The sequence below is a fragment of the Streptomyces sp. NPDC059371 genome, assembly GCF_042751995.1.
In the GTDB taxonomy this organism is placed as follows: Bacteria; Actinomycetota; Actinomycetes; order Streptomycetales; family Streptomycetaceae; genus Streptomyces.
Window position 1 is genome coordinate 64,678 of record NZ_JBHYXD010000001.1, and the last position, 19,169, is coordinate 83,846.

The following is a 19,169-nucleotide window of genomic DNA, read 5'->3' on the forward strand; positions in this document are numbered from 1 at the left end:
CCTGCCCGCCCCCCGGGCGGCGCGCCCCCCCCGCGCGCAGCCCGCCCGCGGGGGCCCCCCCCCCCACCGCGCGCCGGACCCCGCCCGGGGCCGGCGTGACGAACGCGCGGGGCCGGTCGAGAGCCGTGTCACGGGGACTCCACGTGGCACGGTCGCTCAGCTCGGGCGGACCGCCATCTTGTCCAGAGCCTCCAGGAGGCCGGGCAGCTCCGGTCCGCGACCGATGGGCAGGACCTCGCCGGGTTCCTCGTCTAGCAGGACGAACGCGATGTCGTCGGTCCTGGCGACCAGCGACCAGCCGGGACCGTCGGCGCGCAGCGTGCGGGCGTCACCGGTGGCGAAGGACGAGCGGACACGGCCCAGCGGGGGCGGGGTGTCCACGTACGAGCGTGCCTCGGCGAGAACGCGGCGGATCCCGGCGCGGTTCACGCCCTTGCCCTCATCCTCACCGTCGCCCTGGGAGTCCTGCGACTCCTGAGCGTCCTCGGCGTCGCCGGGGGAGCCGTCGGCACCCTCCGACGGCGCGAACTCGCTGTCGTCGATCTGCTCGCGCCACTGGGCCCACCGCAGCGCGATCTCGTCCGCGCCGAGGCGTCGCTGGGCCGGTCCCCATTCGGTGGTGTCCGGCGGGCTGAGCGGAGGCCGCTCCGTGAGCTCGGCCGACGGATCGTGCGGAGCCGGCACCCCGGGGGCCGATACCGCTACCTCGAGAGGCCAGCCCGGCAGCGCGGCGACGACCGTCCGCTCGTCCGGCGAGAGCTCGTGTTCCATCCCGCAGTCCCAGGACGCGATGGCGACGGCGACCAGGGAGACGTCGTCGATGACGACGGTCCAGCGCGCGCCCTCCCCGTCCTGGCCGAGCACCAGCCCGTACCCCTCCGCGAGAGGCGCGAGGTCGAGCGTCGCGCAGGCCTCCGGGTAGTCGTCACCGAGCACGCTGGGGAATTTCGCCGGCGTCAGCAATACCGCCGTCAGCACATACAGCGCGTCGTCGTCCCCGGTGGCGACGGCGTCTTCGTCCGTCCCGGCCATTCCAGCCTCCCGATCGCTCCATCTGTCGGCGCACCCTAAGCGACGGGAAGGCGCTTGTCACGGTCCCGAAACCCGTGCGGAGCTGCAGCTATCCGGCTGGACAGGGGCGAAACGCCCTCGCGGGTCCGCCCGGTCAGGCCGCGGGCAGTCCGAGCAGGGTGCGGGCGACCGCCTGCGGTGACTCGTCGCGTTCGCGGGCGAGGGCGACAACAGCCCGGCAGGCCAGCTCGTTGACCCCGAACGACAGGGCCTCCGGCGACACCCAGGCGGCTGCCTCGTCGATCTGATCCTGGTCGTCCTCCGCGCACGCGGCCACGTACACCGCGGCGGCCTCGAACAGGTTGTATGTGCGCTTTCTCTCTTTGCCGGCCGTCTCCCGCGCGCCCCTCTCGGGCCGCCCGGCCGTGGTCCTGCGCCCGATCGAGCGGAGCCTGCCGAGTATGCCGGTCATCCGGTCACCATCCCCTGCGTCATCGCTGATCGTGCGGTTGCCGCTACCCAACGTAGAGATGGAGCTGTGGTGGCAGAAGAGGGGCGGCCCGGTGAAACCGGATCTCGTGTCAGCGGCGCGCCGCGTCGAGTGAGCCGAGGGTGGTCCGCAGCCAGGCCAGCTCGGCCTGGCTGGTCGCCCGCGCGATGGTCAGGATGCCGCGCCGGAAGGGGTCGTCCAGCTCCTCGGCCCGGAGCGGCCGGTCGCCGTCGTAGAAGAAGCTCGCGGGCTCCTCCAGGAAGGCCAGCCTGCGGCGCAGCACGGCGGCCTGCGCCTCGGGGTCCGGCAGATGTCGGAGGAAGGCGAGCACCGTGAACCACCGGTTCTCGTCGGTGATGTCCCGCCGCGCCGGTTCCGCGAGCCTGCGGCGCAGTTCGCGCCCGCCCTCCTCGGTGAGGGTCAGGACGTGCCGAGGGGCGGCGACGGAGCCGGGCTGTGTGGCCCGTTCCAGGAGCTGCGCGTTCTCCAGCCGCTTGATCGCGGGATACAGCGTGCTCTCCGCAACCGGCTTCACATGCCCCGTCAGCGCGGTGATGCGCTTGCGCAGCTCGTAGCCGTGCAACGGGGCGTCGAACAGAAATCCAAGGATGGCCAGCTCCAGCATGTCCTCATTCTGTCGCACCGACGCTGTACATCGCTTCATCAATACATCGGAACCGATGTATGCTCCTCGAGTTGTGGAAAACGAAGGAACGGCGACAGGGGGAGAGCGCTGTGCGGCAGGCGGAGTTCGACGGCAGGGGGAGCATGATCCGCTGGACGGAGGCGGCGGGTGGTGGCCCCGCGCGCGTGTACGTGCACGGCCTGGGCTCGGCCTCGACGGTCTACAACGCCCACATCGCGGCCCGGCCCGAACTGGCGGGCCGCCGCACCCTGTTCGTCGACCTGCCCGGCCACGGCATCAGCGACCGGCCCGCCGGCTTCGGCTACACCTTGGAGGACCACGCCACGGCCCTGGGGGCAGCCCTGGACGCCGCCCATGTCGCCGGGGCGGAACTCGTCGGACACAGCATGGGCGGATCGGTGGCCGTCGTGCTCGCGCATCGCCGCCCCGAGCTCGTCTCACGGCTCGTCCTCGTGGAGGCCAACCTCGATCCGCGGCCTCCGGTCACCGCGGGCAGCAGCGGCATCGCCTCGTACGAGGAGGACGACTACGTCGACAAGGGCGGTCACGCGCGCGTGCTCGAAATGGTCGGCCGGCTCTGGGCCGCGACCATGCGTCTCGCCGATCCACGCGCCCTGCACCGCTCGGCGACAGGACTCGCCCGGGGCACCACCCCGACGATGCGTCAGATGCTCGTGGATCTGACGATGGAGCGCCTGTACCTTCAGGGCGAGCTCAGTGGCGAACTCCCGGACGTCGACGGCCTGGAAGCGGCAGGGGTGCGTGTCGTGAACGTGCCGGGTGCCGGACACAACATCATGTTCGACAACCCCGACGCGTTCGCGGCGGCCGTCGCAGGCACGGTCTGACAGTCGTTCGCCGGGTCCGGCCGGTGCTCACGCCGGCAAAGGCCGACGGTCGTCCCCGGCGAAGGGCCGACGGTCATCCCCGGCGTACGGCCAGCGCGAGGAAGCGGGCGTCCTCGTCCACGTACGAGGTCATGTCCCAGCCCGAACCGGCCAGCAGGGGCCCCAGGTTGTGCTTCGCGCGCAGGTCGTCCGGAGTGATCTGACGGCCCTGTCGGGCCGCGAGCGCGGCCCGGCCGATCGGGTGGAAGAGAGCGAGTGTGCCACCGGGCCGTACCACCCGGGCCAACTCGACGAGATTCTCAGCCGGGTTCGGCAGATGCGCGACGAGGCCGGCGGCGAACACGGCGTCCAGCGAATCGTCACGCAGCGGCAGCGCGGTGACATCTGCCAGCAGCAGCCGCCCCTCCCGGTTCCGTCCGGCCCGGACGGCGGCCTCCAGCATGGCCGGAGTCAGATCGGCTCCGACGACCACCCCGGTGCCGCCCACGGCCGCTCGCAGCGGGGGCAGCGCACGCCCTGTGCCACAGCCCGCGTCGAGCACGCGGTCACCCGCGCGGAGCCGCATGCGCACCACTGCGTCCGCGTAGGCGGGACCGTCGTCGGGGAAACGGCTGTCCCAGCCGGCGGCGCGCGCACCGAAGAACTCCTGGACGTGTGTGTGGTCGTCGCTCATGTGCTGCATGATCTCTCACCGACACGAAGGACGGCGCGGTGCACACGTTCGAGCCCCAGGCGATCGCTCGGGCGCACCTCTTCATCACTTTGCATCAGCTTTCGAAACGCGCCCCCGTCGTGCGCCCCAGTGCGCACTAGCGTCCCGGGGCCATGGGACACCTGGACCACGCCGCCTTCGGCTGGCTGACCCCCGCTCTGTCGTACGCAATGGCCTGCACAGGGTCCGCACTGGGGCTGCGCTGTACGGTCCGCGGACTCGACGCCACCGGCCGGTCGCGCCGCAACTGGCTGCTCACGGCGGCCTCCGCGCTCGGTACGGGCATCTGGACGATGCACTTCGTGGCGATGCTGGGCTTCGGTGTCACGGGCACGGAGATCCGTTACAACGTGCCTCTGACGATCTTCAGCCTGCTGATCGCGATGACCGTCGTCGGCGCGGGCCTCTTCGCCGTCGCCTACAGCCGTGACCGGCGCCGCGCACTCGTCCTCGGCGGTCTCACCGCCGGGTTCGGCATCGCGAGCATGCACTATCTGGGGATGGCGGCGCTGCGGCTGCACGGCCAGGTGCACTACGACCCGGCGCTCGTCGCCCTCTCCGTCATGATCGGCGTGATCACGGCGACCGCCGCCCTGTGGGCCGCGCTCTCCATCAGGTCTCCCGTGGCCGTCGCCATCGCCTCCCTCGTCATGGGCGGTGCGGTGAGCAGCATGCACTACACCGGGATGATGGCCGTGAGCGTACGCGTCAGCCCTTCGAGCGACGCGCTGCCGGGCGCCACGGCGATGCAGTTCATCTTCCCGCTCGCCGTCGGCCTCGGTTCCTACCTCTTCCTGACAGCGGCCTTCGTCGCGCTGTCCCCGATGTCCGGCCGAGCCGAAGCGTCCGCGACGGCCCGGCGGCCGGTCGAGGGCGTCCCCCGCTGACGCCGGTGCCGCAGCCGCGCGGCCCGGACGGCACACCCGACCCTCTCCGATCGAGGAGGCCATGCGTACACCCCGCAGGACCACCACAGCAGGCGCCCAGCCATCGCCCCCGCGGCGCGGCCGTCGGGCGCACGCGGGCCCACCGGCGGACGAGGGGGACATCGGTGACCTCCTCGACGGACCAACGCCCGAAGCGCTCACGCGCGCGGGACGGTGGGGCATCCGGCCCCGAACCGTCCGGGCCAAGATCGTCAGCCTGCTGATGGTGCCCATCGTCTCCTTGCTCGCTCTGTGGGCCTACGCCACTGTGAGCACGGCGCAGGACGTCGCACGGCTGCGGCAGTCGCAGCGTGTGGACTCCACGGTCCGCGCCCCTGTCGACGCCGCGGTCGCCGCGCTCCAGGCCGAACGGGCGGAGGCCGTCCGATATGCGACCGACCCCGCCGCCGTCTCGCCGGGCGACTTCGAGGACCTCTCACGACTCACCGACCGCGCCGTGGCGAAGCTCCGCCTGGGAGACCACAACACCGTCGCCGACGGCGCGGACCTGCCCGACGGAGTCACCGGGCGCCTCGCCGCCTTCGTCGCCGACGCGGAGCGACTGACGTCGCTGCGCGCCGGCGTACAGGAACGCCGTACCGGATGGGAGGAGGCGTACGGCGAGTACACCAGGACCATTTCGACGGCGTTCGGCGTCGAAGGCGCGCTCACCGGCATCTCCGGCACTGCCATGCGCACGGACGCACGTGTCCTCCTCGAATTCTCCCGGGCGGGGGAGGCGCTCGCCCAGGAGGACGCCGTGCTCGGCGGGGCCCGGCTCGCCGGGACCCTCGACGGTGAGCGGCTCCGACTGTTCACGGGCGCCGTGGACACGCGCCGCACCCTCACGGACGCCGCGACGCCGGACCTCGACGGGCCCGAACGGACCGCCTGGAACGATCTCGTGGAAGGGAGCGCGTACGACGACGTGCGCGCCGTCGAGGACAAGGTGCTCCTCTCGCGCCCCGGGCCCAAGGCGCTCGACGCCGCGCCGGAGGCCGCCTGGAGCATCGCTCACGAGCGCGTCGGCGACGGAATGCGTACGGTCGAGGCCGACGCGGGTCGCGTGTCCGCGGACGACGCGAACGACCCGCTCGGGAACGCCCTGCTCACCCCCGCCGGCGCCGCGGTCCTCTTCGGCCTCGCCGCCGTCATCGCCTCGCTGATCATCTCCGTACGCATCGGACGCGACCTCGTGGTCGAACTCGTAGGGCTGCGCGACGGCGCTCTGGACATCGCCCACCGGAAGCTCCCCGAAGCCATGCGCAGGCTGCGCGCGGGCGAGCCGGTGGACGTCGACGACGAGGCACCGCCGGGACGGCCCTCCGAGGACGAGACCGGACAGGTCGCCCAGGCGCTGAACACCGTGCACAGGGCCGCTCTGAGTGCCGCGGTCGAACGCGCGGAACTGGCCGGAGGCATCTCCGGGGTGTTCGTCAACCTGGCCCGGCGCAGCCAGGTCCTCGTGCACCGTCAGTTGAACCTCCTGGACGCCATGGAGCGCAGGTCCGAAGACCCCGACGAGCTGAGCGACCTGTTCCGCCTCGACCACCTCACCACGAGGATGCGGCGTCACGCGGAGAGCCTCATCATCCTTTCCGGAGCCGCGCCCGGACGGGCGTGGCGCAGGCCCGTCTCACTCACGAACGTGGTCCGGGCGGCGGTCTCCGAGGTCGAGGACTACGCGCGCGTGGAGGTACGGCAGCTCCCCGAGGCGGCCGTCGTCGGCGGAGCGGTCGCCGACCTCACCCACCTGCTGGCGGAACTCGTCGAGAACGCCGCGCAGTTCTCGCCCCCGCACACGCGGGTGCGGATCACCGGCGAACCGGTCGCGAACGGCTACGCGATCGAGATCGAGGACCGGGGACTGGGCATGGGCAAGGACCGGATCGCGGAGGCCAACCTCCGTATCGAGCGGTCCGAAGCCCTCGACCTGTACGACAGCGACCGGCTGGGCCTCTTCGTGATCAGCCGGCTCTCGGCCCGGCACGGCATCAAGGTGCATCTGCAGGCCTCTCCCTACGGAGGGACGACCGCGGTCGTGCTGCTGCCCACGGCACTGCTGCAGGACGGTCCGATGGAACGTTCCCTCCGTGAGGCCGACACGGACGGGCCGACGCCGGAAAGGGAGTACGCGCGCGTGCCGGTCGCTCCGGAGCCCGACGCCGTCGAAGCCGTCACGGAGCGGCCCGCACTGGTCCCCCCGCGACCGAGAGCTTCCGGGGAGCGGACGAACGGATCGCCGGGGACGCCGCCCCCGGCGAACGGTACGAAGAAGACCGCTCTGCCGGACGTCGCGCTCCTCCGTCCGCAACGACCCGAGGAGGACTCCGGAGGATCCGGCGGACTTCCCCGCAGGGTGCGCCAGGCGAACCTGGCCCCCCAACTGCGCGAACTGCGTTCCGACGAGCCGGTGGAACCCCCCGTGCCCCCGTCGGACGACGAGCGCACACCCGAAGTCGTACGGGCCCGCATGACCGCGTACCGGGCCGGCTGGGCACGAGGCGGCGGCCGGTCACCCGGCGTCGGCGCAACTCCGGGCCCCGCAGGGGGCACTGACAGCAGCGAAGGAGACCCCTCATGATCCAGAATCCGAGCCCGGACGGCGTTCAGCGGTCCGGTGAACTCGACTGGCTGCTGGACGACATGGTGCTGCGCGTGACCGAAGTACGGCACGCCGTGGTGCTGTCGAACGACGGACTGGCGGTGGGCGCGTCCACCGCCCTGCGGCGCGAGGACGCCGAACACCTCGCGGCCGTCGCCTCCGGATTCCACAGCCTGGCCAAGGGAGCGGGCCGCCACTTCGGCGCGGGCGGGGTGCGCCAGACGATGGTGGAGATGGACGAGGGCTTCCTGTTCGTGGCCGCCGCGGGGGACGGCTCATGCCTCGCCGTCCTGACCACGGTCACCGCGGACATCGGCCTCGTGGCGTACGAGATGGCGCGTCTGGTCAAGCGTGTCGGCGAGCATCTTCACGCCCCGCCCCGGGTCGGCGCACAGCCGCCCGCGGCAGGATGACCGGGGACGGCCCGCACAGATGACCGAGGACGCGCCGGACACCCCGGCATGGCCGGGCAGCCAGTGGTACGACCAGGAGGCGGGCCCGCTCGTCCGGCCCTACGCCGTGACGGGCGGTCGCACCACAGCCGGTCCGGCCGGGACGCACTTCGATCTGATCGCCCTGGTCACGCTCGACGGGGCGGCGCCAGGGGCCGATGAGGACACCTGGCTCGGCCCGGAGCACCGGACGATGATCGAACTGTGCCGAGCCGAGACCCAGTCGGTCGCCGAACTGGCCGCGGGCACCGGACTTCCCGTGGGCGTGGTCAGGGTGCTGCTGGGCGACCTCCTGGAACGTGGCTGTGTCACCGTCAACCGACCGGTTCCGCCCGCGCACCTGCCCGACGAGCGAATCCTCCGTGAGGTGATCGAGGGGCTGAGGGCTCTCTAGGCGATCCACATCGATCGGCGTCACGGCCGTTCACGCTCACTCCTGGACACAGAACGCGCGCGTTCCGGTCGCGAGGGGCAATCTGCGGTCCAATCCCCGTCCGGCCGGGCCGTAGTTGTCATGATGCTGGCTTCGCTCGCCCGTACAGACGCATCGATGCCGGCCGTCGCCGGCACTCCCGAGAGAAGTGATCCATGGTCTCCGAGAACTCCGACGCCACGGGTGGCGACCCGACCGCCATGGCGCTGAAGATATTGGTCGCCGGCGGGTTCGGCGTCGGGAAGACCACCCTGGTGGGCGCGGTCAGCGAGATCCGGCCGCTGCGTACCGAGGAACTGCTGAGCGAAGCCGGTCGTTCCGTCGACGAGACCGACGGCGTGGCCCAGAAGATCACCACCACAGTGGCCATGGACTTCGGACGCATCACCATCCGTTCAGGGCTCTCGCTCTATCTCTTCGGAACACCTGGCCAAGACCGGTTCTGGTTCCTGTGGGACGAACTGTCGACGGGAGCTCTGGGCGCTGTCGTCCTCGCCGACACCCGACGGCTCGAGGACTGTTTCCCCGCGGTGGACTACTTCGAGCACCGCCGGATTCCCTTCGTCGTGGCCGTCAACTGCTTCCCGGGCGCTCGCGCGTACGGGACCCAGGACGTCTCCCGCGCCCTCGACCTCGACCGAGGTACGCCCGTGGTCCTTTGCGACGCCCGTGACCGCGACTCCGGGAAGGAGGTGCTGATCCGGCTCGTGGAGTACGCGGGGAGGGTGTACACCGCCCGACTGCTCGAATCCGTCGGCTGAGGGCGCCCGCCGTCGCCTCGGCACAGCCCGGCCCCACGCCACCATCGCACGGCCTGCCCGCGGTGCCACCGTTCGTGCCCGCTCGTCGGCCATCTTCTCTGCCATGCCGCCCAGGCGCCTTGCCGGGACGGCGGGAGTGGGGAAGGCTTGCTGGTCGAATCCTCCGGCCGGGGGAGCAGCACACGGGGAGACCGGAACATGGAACAGAACACGGGACTCGGCTGGTTGCTGGACGAGCTCACCCAGCGCGTCGAGCACGTTCGGCATGCGCTGGTGCTGTCCAACGACGGGCTGGTGACGGGCGCGAGCACAGGACTCCGACGCGAGGACGCGGAACACCTCGCCGCGGTCTCGTCGGGACTGCACAGCCTGGCCAAGGGCTCCGGCCGCCATTTCGGCGCGGGGCAGGTACGCCAGACGATGGTCGAGTTCGACGACGCGGTTCTCTTCGTCACCGCGGCCGGCTCGGGCAGTTGTCTGTCCGTCCTCAGCGGGGCGGAGGCGGACATCGGGCAGGTCGCCTATGAGATGACGTTGCTGGTGAACCGCGTCGGAGAACACCTTCGCGTGGACGCGCGGCAACCGGAAGGCAAGCCTGCTTCAGACTTCTGACCTGCTGATATGTCGCCGTGGCTGAGGTTTTCCACAGGCTCGCCACGATGTCCGACAAGCCGGATACGGTTTTTCCCGAGGCGAACGCACACCGGCGCGAGCCTCCGACACCACAGGGGAGACCGTCATGTCCGCGACCACGATTACGCAGTCCGCCACCGTCCCGCTCAGCCGGGCCGCACGGGAACTGGAGCTCAGGCGAGGTGAATTCGACCTGGCCCTGCAACTCGGCTGTGTGCGCTCGGTTCCCGACGAGGGAGGCGGGGGACGCCGGATCGCACGCGCGGAGATCGACCGGGTACGAGCCGAAGCCGGCTTCCCGGAGACGCTGCGCGGGCGGGTCAAAGCCGTCGGCACGACGGAGGGCGCCGCCCTCGTCGGTGTGACGACCGCCCGGTTCACACGCCTCGCCCGCCTGGGACTGGTCGTGCCGGTCAAGTTCTATCTCAACCGGTACCGGGTCGTCGTCTGGCTCTACCTCGCCGAGGAACTACGGCAGTTCGCGGCGGACGAGCAGATCGCGCCGCTGCTGAGCGGCCGCACACCGGAAGGCCTCCGGGACCAGTTGGGCGAAGGCCTCGACCTTCGTCCCCGCAACTGGCGTGGCCGTCACCTGGGGTTCCTGCTGCGGCAGACCGAGGATCCCTGGGCCCGTGCCGCGGCGGTGGCGTCTCTGCTCGACCCCGTGCACGTGACCGAGATCGTCAAGGATCCCTACGAGCGCGCGCATCTCAACCGTCTTATGCCCGCGCCTGTTTCACGGGCCGCGCCGGACTCGCCCGGCGCCCGGATCAACGAACGCATCACGACGGCGGACCACCAGGACGAGATCGGCTGGCTGAGGGCCGACCTGGGGCAGAGCGTCATGGAAGCCAGGGAAGTCCGTCCCGCGCCCCGCCCGACATCGGACGCCCCGACCGTCCCGGCGCCCATCCCGGCGCCCGCGTCGTCGGCGGGTCGACCGACCGGGGCTCCACCGCCGGCCGACCGGACCTCACCCGCCGGTTCCCCGCGCGCCGAACGACACCACTTGGCCGCCGCGGACGCCCCGCTCACACGGCCGGAGTCCGCACGGTCGCAGAGGCTGCTCGCTTGGCTGCGTCGCAGGAGCCCGGACGAGTCCGCCTACAGGGCTCTGAACAGTCCCTCCTGCACGACCGAGACGAGCAGGCGTCCTTCGAGGTCGTAGATGCGCCCGCGGGCCAGACCTCGGCCACCCGTCGCGATCGGCGACTCCTGGTCGTACAGGAACCACTCGTCCGCGCGGAACGGCCGGTGGAACCACATGGCGTGGTCCAGCGAAGCCATGTCGAAACCGCGCGGACCCCACAGCGGTTCCACCGGGATGCGGACGGCGTCCAGGAGAGTCATGTCGCTCGCGTAGGTGAGAGCGCAGGTGTGCACGAGCGGGTCGTCGCCCAGCGGCCCGACGGCACGCATCCACACAGCACTGCGGGGCTCGGCGCCCTTGACCTCCTCGGGTGTCCAGCGCAGCCGGTCCACATAGCGGATGTCGAACGGCTGGCGCCGCGCCATGCGTTCCAGCGTTTCGGGCAGCGCGCCCAGATGCTCCTTGATCTCCTGCGTCACCGTCGGCAGGGACTCGGGGTCCGGCACCTCGCGGGCCGGCGGCAACTGGTGCTCGAAGCTCCCTTCCTCGGGCTTGTGAAAGGAGGCGGTCAGATTGAAGATCGTGCGGCCCTGCTGCACGGCGGTGACGCGGCGCGTGGTGAACGACCGCCCGTCCCGCACCCGTTCGACCTGGTACACGATCGGGACGCCCGGCCGGCCCGGACGCAGGAAGTACGCGTGCAACGAGTGCACCGGCCGGTCGCCCTCCGTGGTGCGGCCCGCGGCGACCAGCGCCTGGCCCGCAACCTGGCCGCCGAAGACGCGCTGCAGCGACTCCTGCGGGCTGCGGCCGCGGAAGATGTTGACCTCGATCTGCTCCAGGTCGAGCAGGTCGACGAGCCTCTCGGCCGGGTTCGTCATCGGTGGGGTTCTCCTGTACTCAGAGCTGTCCGACGGCGGTGACCTTGACGATGGCACGGCCCTCGGCGTCCGAGGCCGTGAGGTCGACCTCCGCGCTGATGCCCCAGTCGTGGTCGCCGTTCGGGTCGGCGAAGGTCTGGCGGACGCGCCACAGACCGTTCTGCGGCTCCTCCACGATCGAGAGCAGCTTGGGGCCACGGGCGTCGGGGCCGGTGCCGAGGTCCTCGTACTCGTCCCAGTACTTGTCCATCGCCTCGCCCCACGCGTCGGCGTTCCAGCCGGAATCTCCGTCCATCTCGCCGAGTTCGCCGACGTTGTCCAGAGCGGCCAGCTCGACCCTGCGGAACATCGCGTTGCGCACGAGGACACGGAAGGCCCGGGCGTTCGCGGTGACCGGCTTGACCTGGTCGGCCCTCTCCTGGGCCTCCTCTGCCGTCATCACCTCGGGGTTGGCGAGCTGTTCCCACTCGTCGAGCAGGCTGGAGTCGACCTGGCGCACCAGCTCGCCCAGCCAGGCGATCAGGTCCTCCAGGTCCTCGGACTTGAGGTCGTCCGGGACGGTGTGCTCGAGGGCCTTGTAGGCGCTGGCCAGGTAGCGCAGGACGATGCCCTCGGTGCGGGCGAGCTCGTAGAAGGAGACGAACTCGGTGAAGGACATGGCTCGTTCGTACATGTCACGGATGACGGACTTCGGCGACAGCGGGTGGTCGCCGACCCACGGATGGCTCTGGCGGTAGGTGTTGTACGCGTGGAAGAGCAGTTCCTCCAGAGGCTTGGGGTACGTCACCTCCTGGAGCCGCTCCATGCGCTCCTCGTACTCGATGCCGTCGGACTTCATCGCGGCCACGGCCTCGCCACGGGCCTTGTTCTGCTGGGCCGCGAGGATCTGCCGCGGTTCGTCCAGCGTGGACTCCACGACGGACACCATGTCCAGGGCGTACGACGGGGAATCGGGGTCCAGCAGGTCGAAGGCGGCGAGCGCGAACGTCGACAGAGGCTGGTTGAGCGCGAAGTCCTGCTGGAGATCGACGGTCAGCCGCACGATGCGGCCCGTCGGGTCCGGCTCGTCGAGCTTCTCCACGATGCCGCCGTCGAGGAGCGAACGGTAGATCGCGATGGCCCGGCGGATGTGCCGCAACTGCTGCTTGCGCGGCTCGTGGTTGTCCTCGAGAAGATGCCGCATCGCCTCGAAGGCGTTGCCGGGCCGTGCGATCACCGAGAGCAGCATGGTGTGCGTCACGCGGAAGCGCGAGGTCAGCTGCTCGGGATCGGAGGTGATCAGCTTCTCGAAGGTGCTGTCCGTCCAGCCCACGAAGCCCTCGGGAGCCTTCTTGCGCACCACCTTGCGGCGCTTCTTCGGGTCGTCGCCCGCCTTGGCGAGCGACTTCTCGTTCTCGATGACGTGCTCCGGCGCCTGGGCGACGACGTAGCCCGCCGTGTCGAAGCCCGCGCGCCCGGCCCGGCCGGCGATCTGGTGGAACTCACGGGCGCGCAGCGTACGCACCCGGGTCCCGTCGTACTTCGTCAGCGCGGTGAACAGCACCGTGCGGATGGGGACGTTGACACCCACACCCAGAGTGTCCGTGCCGCAGATGACCTTCAGGAGACCGGCCTGGGCCAGCTTCTCCACCAGACGCCGGTACTTGGGCAGCATGCCGGCGTGGTGCACACCGATGCCGTGGCGTACGTAACGGGAGAGGTTGCGGCCGAACTTGGTCGTGAACCGGAAGTTGCCGATGAGCTCGGCGATCTGGTCCTTCTCCTCGCGCGTGCACATGTTGATGCTCATCAGCGCCTGCGCCCGCTCCACGGCCTGCGCCTGGGTGAAGTGCACGATGTAGACCGGGGCCTGCTTCGTGGCGAGCAGCTCGGTGAGCGTCTCCGTCAGTGGAGTGAGTACGTACTCGTAGGAGAGCGGGACGGGCCGGGTCGCCGAGCGGACCACCGTCGTCGGGCGGCCGGTGCGGCGCGTGAGGTCCTTCTCGAACATCGAGACGTCGCCGAGCGTCGCCGACATCAGGATGAACTGCGCCTGCGGAAGTTCCAGGATCGGGATCTGCCAGGCCCAGCCCCGGTCGCCCTCGGCGTAGAAGTGGAACTCGTCCATGACGACCTGACCGACGTCGGCGTGCTTGCCGTCCCGCAGGGCGATCGATGCGAGGACCTCGGCGGTGCAGCAGATGACCGGGGCGTCGGCGTTCACGGAGGCGTCGCCGGTGAGCATGCCGACGTTCTCGGTGCCGAACATCTTGCACAGCTCGAAGAACTTCTCCGAGACGAGCGCCTTGATCGGCGCCGTGTAGAAGGTGACCTCGTCCCGGGCGAGCGCGGCGAAGTGCGCCCCCGCGGCGATCATGCTCTTTCCCGAGCCGGTGGGTGTCGAGACGATCACGTTCGCACCCGAGACAACCTCGATCAGCGCCTCCTCCTGGTGGGAGTAGAGGGTGAGACCGCGTTCCCCGGCCCACGACTCGAAGGCTTCGTAGAGGGCGTCGGGGTCTGTGGTCTGCGGGAGCTGATCGATAAGGGTCACGCCCCCATCTTGCCTGTCGATACACGTGATGGGGGAATCGGATGTTCGAGGGAAGATCACGACCGCTACGCTGTGGCGCCGGTGACGCGTCAGCGTGCACGGGCAACTGGACAGCGTTGCAAGAGAAATGGGGCGGGGAACGGCCATGATGGGACCAGCACACTCACTGTCGGGGGCCGCGGCCTGGCTCGGCGTCGGAGCGGCGGCCGCCGCGGCCGGCCATGCCATGCCCTGGCCGGTCCTGCTCGTCGGCGCCCTGATCTGCGCCGGCGCAGCTCTCGCCCCGGATCTGGACCACCACGCCGCCACCATCTCGAACGCCTTCGGACCGGTGTCGCGAAGGCTGTGCGAGATCGTCGACAAGCTCTCCTACGCCGCCTACAAGGGGACCCGCAAGCCGGGCGACCCCCGGCGCAGCGGCGGACACCGGACGCTGACCCACACCTGGGTGTGGGCGGTGGCGGTCGGATCGGGCACGGCGGTCCTGGCGATCACCTGTGGTCGCTGGGCGGTCCTCGGCATCCTCTTCGTGCACATGGTGCTCGCCATCGAGGGTCTGCTGTGGCGAGCCGCCCGCGGTTCGAGCAGCAACGTCCTGGTCTGGCTGCTCGCCGCGACGACCTCCTGGATCCTCGCGCAGACCCTGGACAAGCCGGGCAACGGCTCGGACTGGCTGTTCACCGCGCCGGGCCAGGAGTACCTCTGGCTCGGTCTGCCGGTCATCCTCGGGGCCCTGGTGCACGACATCGGGGACGCGCTGACGGTGTCGGGCTGCCCGATCCTGTGGCCCATCCCGATCGGCCGCAAGCGCTGGTACCCGATAGGTCCTCCCAAGGTGATGCGCTTCCGCGCGGGCAGCTGGGTCGAGCTCAAGGTGCTGACGCCGGTGTTCATGCTGCTGGGCGCCGTGGGCTGCGCGGCCGCGCTGAACTTCATCTGAGTCCGGCGCCGCCTGGGCCGCGTCAGCGGCGTGCGGCTCCTTCGCGGCTGTGCGGGTGCCTTCGGCTCGGCAGAGGGCGCCCGGCTCGGTCAGCCGTCCTTGTCTGCGCCGGACCCTTGCTCTCCGCTTCCGAAGCGCCGCTCGAACTGGGCGATGCGGCCCTCGGAGTCCACTGTGCGGGCCTTGCCGGTGTAGAAGGGGTGGCTCTCGGAGGAGATCTCGACGTCCACGACCGGGTAGGTCTCGCCGTCGTCCCAGTCGATGGTCCGGTCGCTCGTGGCGGTGGAGCGCGTGAGGAACGCGTAGCCGGCGGCACGGTCGCGGAACACCACGGGGCGGTAGTCGGGCTGCTTGTCCTTCTGCATGGCGACTCCTTGGGAAAGAAGCGGGGGGCGTACCGGTCAGCCGGACACGGCGTCCTCGTCGACGATGTGCATCGCGGCCTCCTCCGCCGAGGCCGCGGCACCGTCGATGCCGATGTCCGTGGCGATGAGCCCGCTCTCCTCGTCCTCGTGCGCGCCTTCGTTCGGGGCCACCAGACGGCCCGAGCGGAGGGCACCCACCTCGTTGTCGATGGGCTCCCCATCGGTGCCCTCGCAGTCGCCGATGCCGTCGCCGTCGGATCCGGCGACGTCGGGCAGCTCGTCGGCGAGGCGCTGGTCCAGGGTCTCGCCCGCACGGCGCTCCGAGGCGGTCACCCCGTCGTGCTCCACCGCCCACGGCCGGTCCGGCGGCGACCAGCCGCGGTCGAGGGGGTCACTCACACCGTCCGTGACCAGTGTGTCCTCGGCGTCGAGCAGCCCCGCGTCGTCCTGTACCTCGGATCCGTCGGGCTGGTAGACGTCGTCTCCCCATCCGTCGGCGCTGTCCACAGGTACCTCCAGGGGGTGCGGACGGGACCGGAGCCGCCGTGTTCGACGGCGGGCGCGCGGACCCGAGGACACAGGCGTCGATCCCCGGGAACCGGTTGGTTCCCAGGAGTCCCCCGAGCGGGTGCCCACATCCAGCCTTCCACCCCCCTTCGGCACCGCGCAACGCCACAGGGGCCGACCAGCAGCGCCACGGGCCCCGGCCGGGTACCTCGCTCACCCGTGCCAGGACCTCCACAGCGCCGCGTACGCGCCGTCCGCCGCGACCAGTTGCTCGTGACTGCCGAGCTCGCTGATGCGGCCGTTCTCGACGACGGCGATGACGTCCGCGTCATGAGCGGTGTGGAGACGGTGGGCGATGGCGACGACAGTGCGGCCTTCGAGGACGCGGGCCAGCGAGCGTTCCAGATGGCGGGCCGCCCGCGGGTCCAGGAGCGAGGTCGCCTCGTCCAGGACCAGGGTGTGCGGGTCGGCCAGGACCAGCCGGGCCAGCGCGATCTGCTGGGCCTGGGCCGGAGTGAGCGCGAACCCGCCCGAGCCGACCTCGGTGTCCAGACCGTCGTCCAGCGCCCGCGCCCAGCCGGCCGCGTCGACCGCGCCGAGAGCCGCCCAGAGCCGGGCGTCCATGGAGGCGGCGCCTTCGCCCGGAGCCTGCTGCCTCTGCCTCTGCTTCTGCTTCTGCCCCTGAGCCTGCTCCTGATCTTGCTCCTCGTCCTGGTGCTGCCGGGAGTGGGGCACGGCGAGCAGCAGGTTGTCGCGCAGGGAGCCCACGAAGACGTGGTGCTCCTGGTTGACCAGAGCAACGTGCGCCCGGACCTCCTCCGCGGGCATCCGGGACAGCTCGGCGCCGCCGAGGGTGATGCGGCCGTCCCGGGGCGCGTAGATCCCGGCGAGCAGCCTTCCCAGGGTGGATTTCCCCGCGCCGGACGGGCCGACCAGGGCGAGCCGGGTGCCGGGCGGCACCGCCAGGGTGACCTCCCGGAGCACGTCCACCCCCGCGCGGTAGCCGAAGTGCACCCGGTCCGCGTGGACGTCGCGTCCCTCGGGCTTCACGGCCGGGTCGCCCGCGGCGGGCTCGATGTCCCGGACACCGACCAGCCGCGCCAGCGAGACCTGGGCGACCTGCAGCTCGTCGTACCAGCGCAGGATCAGGCCCACCGGGTCGACGAGCATCTGAGCGATCAGCGCGCCCGTCGTGAGCTGGCCCACCCCGATCCAGCCCTGGAGGGCGAGCCACCCGCCGATCATCAGGACCGAGCAGAGCACCGTCACATGCGTGATGTTGACGACCGGGAAGAGAACCGACCGCAGCCAGAGCGTGTAGCGCTCCCACGCCGTCCATTCCCGGACGCGGCGGTCCGACAGCTCGATGCGGCTCCTGCCCAGGCGGTGCGCCTCGACGGTGCGCCCGGCGTCGACCGTCTCGGCGAGGACGGCGGCGACGGCGGCGTAGCCGGCCGCCTCCGAGCGGTAGGCGGCGGGTGCCCGTTTGAAGTACCAGCGGCAGCCGATCACCAGCACCGGAACGGCCACGAGGACGGCGGGAGCGAGCACGGGGGCGGTCACGGCGAGTCCGCCGAGGAGCAGTGCCGCCCACACCACGCCGATGGCCAGTTGCGGGACGGCCTCGCGCATCGCGTTGGCGAGCCGGTCGATGTCCGTGGTGATGCGGGACAGCAGGTCGCCCGTCCCGGCCCTTTCCAGGACGCCGGGAGGCAGACCCACCGCTACCGCCGCGCCTCCCAGGAGGTGCGCCGGGCCGCCGTGCGCAGCGCGCGCATGTGGTCGGTGATCTCGGCGATCCAGGTGCTGCTGCCCGGTCTGCTGTTGATCGCCGTCGTCTGGCGCGGTGTCGAACTGGCCCGGGACGGCCGGATCGAGGTCGGTGAACTGGTGACCGTGTACAGCGCCGTCATGCTGCTCACCTACCCTTTGCGGCATTTCGAGGAGATCGCCATGGCGTATTCCTTCTCGCGTCCGTCGGCCAAGCGCGCGGCCCGGGTGCTGTCCCTGGAACGGGCCATCGACAGCGGTGGCTCCCTCGCCGCAGAGGCACCGCGCGGCGACCTGTACGACCCCGTGACCGGTCTGCTCGCTCCCGCGGGCCGCTTCACCGCCGTGGTGTGCGGGGACCCGGACGCTGCGGGGCTGCTGGCCGAGCGGCTCGGCGGCCACCCCTCAGAACGGGGCGACGGGGGTCGCGTCGAGGACGGGCCGAGGAGCACCTCGGCGGTCCTCGGGGGCGTACCGCTGGACGAGCTGCCCCTGGAATGCGCCCGCACCGCCGTCCTCGTCCAGGACAAGGACCCGGTGCTGCTGTCGGGCAGTCTGCGCGAGCTGCTCGACGTACCGGCGTCGGGTCTCGTGAGCGCCGAGGCCGCCCTGTCGGCGGCCCAGTGCGGCGACGTGCTGGACGCGCTCACCCAGGGCTCGTTCGACACCGAGGATCCGATGGACGCGCGCGTCACGGAACGCGGGCGCTCCCTGTCCGGGGGCCAGCGCCAACGGCTCGCACTGGCCCGGTCCCTGATCACGGACCCGGAGGTACTCGTGCTGGACGAACCGACGTCCGCGGTGGACTCGCACACCGAGGCCCGGATCGCCGACGGAGTGCACTCCCTGCGCACCGGACGCACGACCGTGGTCTTCACCTCCTCACCGCTGCTCCTGGACCACGCGGACCGGGTCGTCCTGGTCCACGAGGGCGAGGTCGTCGCGGTCGGCGCGCACCGCGAACTGGTGCACAGCGAACCGCGATACCGGGCAGTGGTGACCCGCGAGACCGAGGAAGAGACCGCCGCCGAGGCCGCGAACCGGACCGCACTCGTCGCGGTGGCCTCTGACGGTGAGGCCGCCCTCGGCACGGTGACCGTGAACGACGAAACCGCTCTCGGCACGGTGACCGCGGACGACGAGGCCGTTCTCGACGGCGTACTGGAAGAGATCGAGGAGACCGCATGATCGGCGTGGCCCCACCGGCGTACGACCCGGCCGCTCCGACGACGGCGAACACGCTGCCCGTCGGCGCGCCCGCGACCGTGCGCGCCTACGTGAGCGAACTGTTCCGACGGCACCGCGGAGCCTTCCTGCTCCTGGTCGCCGTCAACACCGTGGCCGTCGTGGCCTCGATGGCCGGGCCCTATCTGCTGGGCTCGGTGGTCGAACGCGTCTCGGACCACGCGCGCGACCTCCATCTGGAGGCCACCGCCGCCCTCTTCGTCGTCGCGCTCGTCGTCCAGGCCGTGTTCGTGCGGGAGGTGCGGCTGCGCGGTGCCATGCTCGGCGAGCGGATGCTGGCCGACCTGCGCGAGGACTTCCTCGTACGGTCGGTCGAGGAAG

Annotated in this window: 17 protein-coding genes and 3 pseudogenes; 11 read left to right on the top strand and 9 right to left on the bottom strand. The window is 71.1% G+C overall.

Annotated features, from left to right (window positions below; translation table 11 throughout):
• Positions 1 to 156: 156 nt before the first annotated feature.
• The 3 genes from ACFXGX_RS00310 to ACFXGX_RS00320 form a co-directional block, all read right to left on the bottom strand.
• Complete coding sequence (locus ACFXGX_RS00310) at positions 157 to 1,032, bottom strand: hypothetical protein (RefSeq protein WP_384782982.1); 876 nt, start codon at positions 1,030 to 1,032, stop codon at positions 157 to 159.
• Between the two features lie 133 nt (positions 1,033 to 1,165).
• Positions 1,166 to 1,483 (bottom strand): hypothetical protein, encoded by a 318-nt coding sequence (locus ACFXGX_RS00315; RefSeq protein WP_384782985.1) that lies wholly within the window; start codon positions 1,481 to 1,483, stop codon positions 1,166 to 1,168.
• Positions 1,484 to 1,592: 109 nt separating this feature from the next.
• Positions 1,593 to 2,126, bottom strand: a complete 534-nt coding sequence (locus tag ACFXGX_RS00320; protein WP_384782988.1) for a PadR family transcriptional regulator — start codon at positions 2,124 to 2,126, stop codon at positions 1,593 to 1,595.
• Between the two features lie 110 nt (positions 2,127 to 2,236).
• Here ACFXGX_RS00320 and ACFXGX_RS00325 point away from each other — a divergent pair, with 110 nt between their 5' ends.
• Positions 2,237 to 2,995: an alpha/beta fold hydrolase gene (locus tag ACFXGX_RS00325; protein ID WP_384782991.1), complete on the top strand. Its 759-nt coding sequence runs from the start codon at positions 2,237 to 2,239 to the stop codon at positions 2,993 to 2,995.
• Positions 2,996 to 3,068: 73 nt separating this feature from the next.
• Here the strand turns inward: ACFXGX_RS00325 and ACFXGX_RS00330 are convergent, their stop codons facing one another.
• Complete coding sequence (locus ACFXGX_RS00330; RefSeq protein ID WP_384782994.1) at positions 3,069 to 3,668, bottom strand: class I SAM-dependent methyltransferase; 600 nt, start codon at positions 3,666 to 3,668, stop codon at positions 3,069 to 3,071.
• 152 nt (positions 3,669 to 3,820) lie between these two features.
• On the opposite strand from ACFXGX_RS00330, the gene ACFXGX_RS00335 reads away from it, so the two are divergent.
• The 7 genes from ACFXGX_RS00335 (at position 3,821) to ACFXGX_RS00365 (ending at position 10,685) form a co-directional block, all read left to right on the top strand.
• Positions 3,821 to 4,594 (top strand): MHYT domain-containing protein, encoded by a 774-nt coding sequence (locus ACFXGX_RS00335; RefSeq protein WP_384782997.1) that lies wholly within the window; start codon positions 3,821 to 3,823, stop codon positions 4,592 to 4,594.
• Between the two features lie 61 nt (positions 4,595 to 4,655).
• The gene (locus tag ACFXGX_RS00340; protein ID WP_384783000.1) at positions 4,656 to 7,217 is read left to right on the top strand and encodes a nitrate- and nitrite sensing domain-containing protein; all 2,562 of its coding nucleotides are present in this window, start codon (positions 4,656 to 4,658) and stop codon (positions 7,215 to 7,217) included.
• On the top strand, positions 7,214 to 7,651 hold the full coding sequence (locus ACFXGX_RS00345) for a roadblock/LC7 domain-containing protein (protein WP_384783003.1): 438 nt from the start codon (positions 7,214 to 7,216) through the stop codon (positions 7,649 to 7,651). Before ACFXGX_RS00340 ends, ACFXGX_RS00345 begins: the two co-directional genes overlap by 4 nt.
• A gap of 19 nt (positions 7,652 to 7,670) precedes the next feature.
• Positions 7,671 to 8,084, top strand: coding sequence for a DUF742 domain-containing protein (locus ACFXGX_RS00350; RefSeq protein ID WP_384783006.1), 414 nt, complete (start codon positions 7,671 to 7,673; stop codon positions 8,082 to 8,084).
• Between the two features lie 194 nt (positions 8,085 to 8,278).
• A complete protein-coding gene (locus ACFXGX_RS00355) occupies positions 8,279 to 8,884 on the top strand; it encodes an ATP/GTP-binding protein (RefSeq protein WP_384783009.1) in 606 nt (201 codons plus the stop codon).
• A gap of 198 nt (positions 8,885 to 9,082) precedes the next feature.
• Positions 9,083 to 9,496 (top strand): roadblock/LC7 domain-containing protein, encoded by a 414-nt coding sequence (locus ACFXGX_RS00360; protein WP_384783012.1) that lies wholly within the window; start codon positions 9,083 to 9,085, stop codon positions 9,494 to 9,496.
• Between the two features lie 127 nt (positions 9,497 to 9,623).
• Positions 9,624 to 10,685 carry a DUF6397 family protein gene (locus tag ACFXGX_RS00365; protein WP_384783015.1) on the top strand — a complete coding sequence of 354 codons (1,062 nt, stop codon included), beginning with the start codon at positions 9,624 to 9,626 and terminating at the stop codon, positions 10,683 to 10,685.
• On the opposite strand, the gene ACFXGX_RS00370 is transcribed toward ACFXGX_RS00365, so the two are convergent.
• Positions 10,622 to 11,488, bottom strand: coding sequence for an acyl-CoA thioesterase II (locus tag ACFXGX_RS00370; protein ID WP_355770234.1), 867 nt, complete (start codon positions 11,486 to 11,488; stop codon positions 10,622 to 10,624). The two genes, ACFXGX_RS00365 and ACFXGX_RS00370, sit on opposite strands and share 64 nt — an antisense overlap.
• 19 nt (positions 11,489 to 11,507) lie before the next feature.
• The gene (locus tag ACFXGX_RS00375; protein ID WP_384783019.1) at positions 11,508 to 14,021 is read right to left on the bottom strand and encodes a DEAD/DEAH box helicase; all 2,514 of its coding nucleotides are present in this window, start codon (positions 14,019 to 14,021) and stop codon (positions 11,508 to 11,510) included.
• A gap of 145 nt (positions 14,022 to 14,166) precedes the next feature.
• Between ACFXGX_RS00375 and ACFXGX_RS00380 the strand changes: the two genes are divergently transcribed.
• Entirely contained in the window at positions 14,167 to 14,961 is a 795-nt protein-coding gene (locus ACFXGX_RS00380; RefSeq protein WP_384783022.1) for a metal-dependent hydrolase, read from the top strand.
• 89 nt (positions 14,962 to 15,050) lie between these two features.
• Here ACFXGX_RS00380 and ACFXGX_RS00385 read toward each other — a convergent pair whose 3' ends face one another.
• From ACFXGX_RS00385 to ACFXGX_RS00395, 3 genes and pseudogenes are all read right to left on the bottom strand, one after another.
• Complete coding sequence (locus tag ACFXGX_RS00385; RefSeq protein WP_384783025.1) at positions 15,051 to 15,326, bottom strand: type B 50S ribosomal protein L31; 276 nt, start codon at positions 15,324 to 15,326, stop codon at positions 15,051 to 15,053.
• A 36-nt stretch (positions 15,327 to 15,362) separates the two neighbouring features.
• A complete protein-coding gene (locus ACFXGX_RS00390) occupies positions 15,363 to 15,833 on the bottom strand; it encodes a DUF5709 domain-containing protein (protein WP_384783028.1) in 471 nt (156 codons plus the stop codon).
• Positions 15,834 to 16,046: 213 nt separating this feature from the next.
• Positions 16,047 to 17,558, bottom strand: a pseudogene (locus ACFXGX_RS00395) (ABC transporter ATP-binding protein); the annotation flags it as partial.
• Between ACFXGX_RS00395 and ACFXGX_RS00400 the strand changes: the two are divergent.
• A pseudogene (locus ACFXGX_RS00400) lies at positions 17,556 to 18,791 on the top strand (ATP-binding cassette domain-containing protein); the annotation flags it as partial. The pseudogenes ACFXGX_RS00395 and ACFXGX_RS00400 sit on opposite strands and share 3 nt — an antisense overlap.
• Positions 18,788 to 19,162 (top strand): annotated as a pseudogene (locus tag ACFXGX_RS00405) (ABC transporter ATP-binding protein); the annotation flags it as partial. The pseudogenes ACFXGX_RS00400 and ACFXGX_RS00405, both read left to right, overlap by 4 nt.
• Positions 19,163 to 19,169: the final 7 nt, after the last annotated feature.

Excerpts from the sequence above, each read along its gene's own strand:
- ACFXGX_RS00310 (WP_384782982.1), bottom strand. The coding sequence starts at position 1,032 with ATGGCCGGGACGGACGAAGACGCCGTCGCCACCGGGGACGACGACGCG.
- ACFXGX_RS00315 (WP_384782985.1), bottom strand. The coding sequence starts at position 1,483 with ATGACCGGCATACTCGGCAGGCTCCGCTCGATCGGGCGCAGGACCACG.
- ACFXGX_RS00320 (WP_384782988.1), bottom strand. The coding sequence starts at position 2,126 with ATGCTGGAGCTGGCCATCCTTGGATTTCTGTTCGACGCCCCGTTGCAC.
- ACFXGX_RS00330 (WP_384782994.1), bottom strand. The coding sequence starts at position 3,668 with ATGAGCGACGACCACACACACGTCCAGGAGTTCTTCGGTGCGCGCGCC.
- ACFXGX_RS00335 (WP_384782997.1), top strand. The coding sequence starts at position 3,821 with ATGGGACACCTGGACCACGCCGCCTTCGGCTGGCTGACCCCCGCTCTG.
- ACFXGX_RS00340 (WP_384783000.1), top strand. The coding sequence starts at position 4,656 with ATGCGTACACCCCGCAGGACCACCACAGCAGGCGCCCAGCCATCGCCC.
- ACFXGX_RS00345 (WP_384783003.1), top strand. The coding sequence starts at position 7,214 with ATGATCCAGAATCCGAGCCCGGACGGCGTTCAGCGGTCCGGTGAACTC.
- ACFXGX_RS00350 (WP_384783006.1), top strand. The coding sequence starts at position 7,671 with ATGACCGAGGACGCGCCGGACACCCCGGCATGGCCGGGCAGCCAGTGG.
- ACFXGX_RS00355 (WP_384783009.1), top strand. The coding sequence starts at position 8,279 with ATGGTCTCCGAGAACTCCGACGCCACGGGTGGCGACCCGACCGCCATG.
- ACFXGX_RS00360 (WP_384783012.1), top strand. The coding sequence starts at position 9,083 with ATGGAACAGAACACGGGACTCGGCTGGTTGCTGGACGAGCTCACCCAG.
- ACFXGX_RS00365 (WP_384783015.1), top strand. The coding sequence starts at position 9,624 with ATGTCCGCGACCACGATTACGCAGTCCGCCACCGTCCCGCTCAGCCGG.
- ACFXGX_RS00370 (WP_355770234.1), bottom strand. The coding sequence starts at position 11,488 with ATGACGAACCCGGCCGAGAGGCTCGTCGACCTGCTCGACCTGGAGCAG.
- ACFXGX_RS00380 (WP_384783022.1), top strand. The coding sequence starts at position 14,167 with ATGATGGGACCAGCACACTCACTGTCGGGGGCCGCGGCCTGGCTCGGC.
- ACFXGX_RS00385 (WP_384783025.1), bottom strand. The coding sequence starts at position 15,326 with ATGCAGAAGGACAAGCAGCCCGACTACCGCCCCGTGGTGTTCCGCGAC.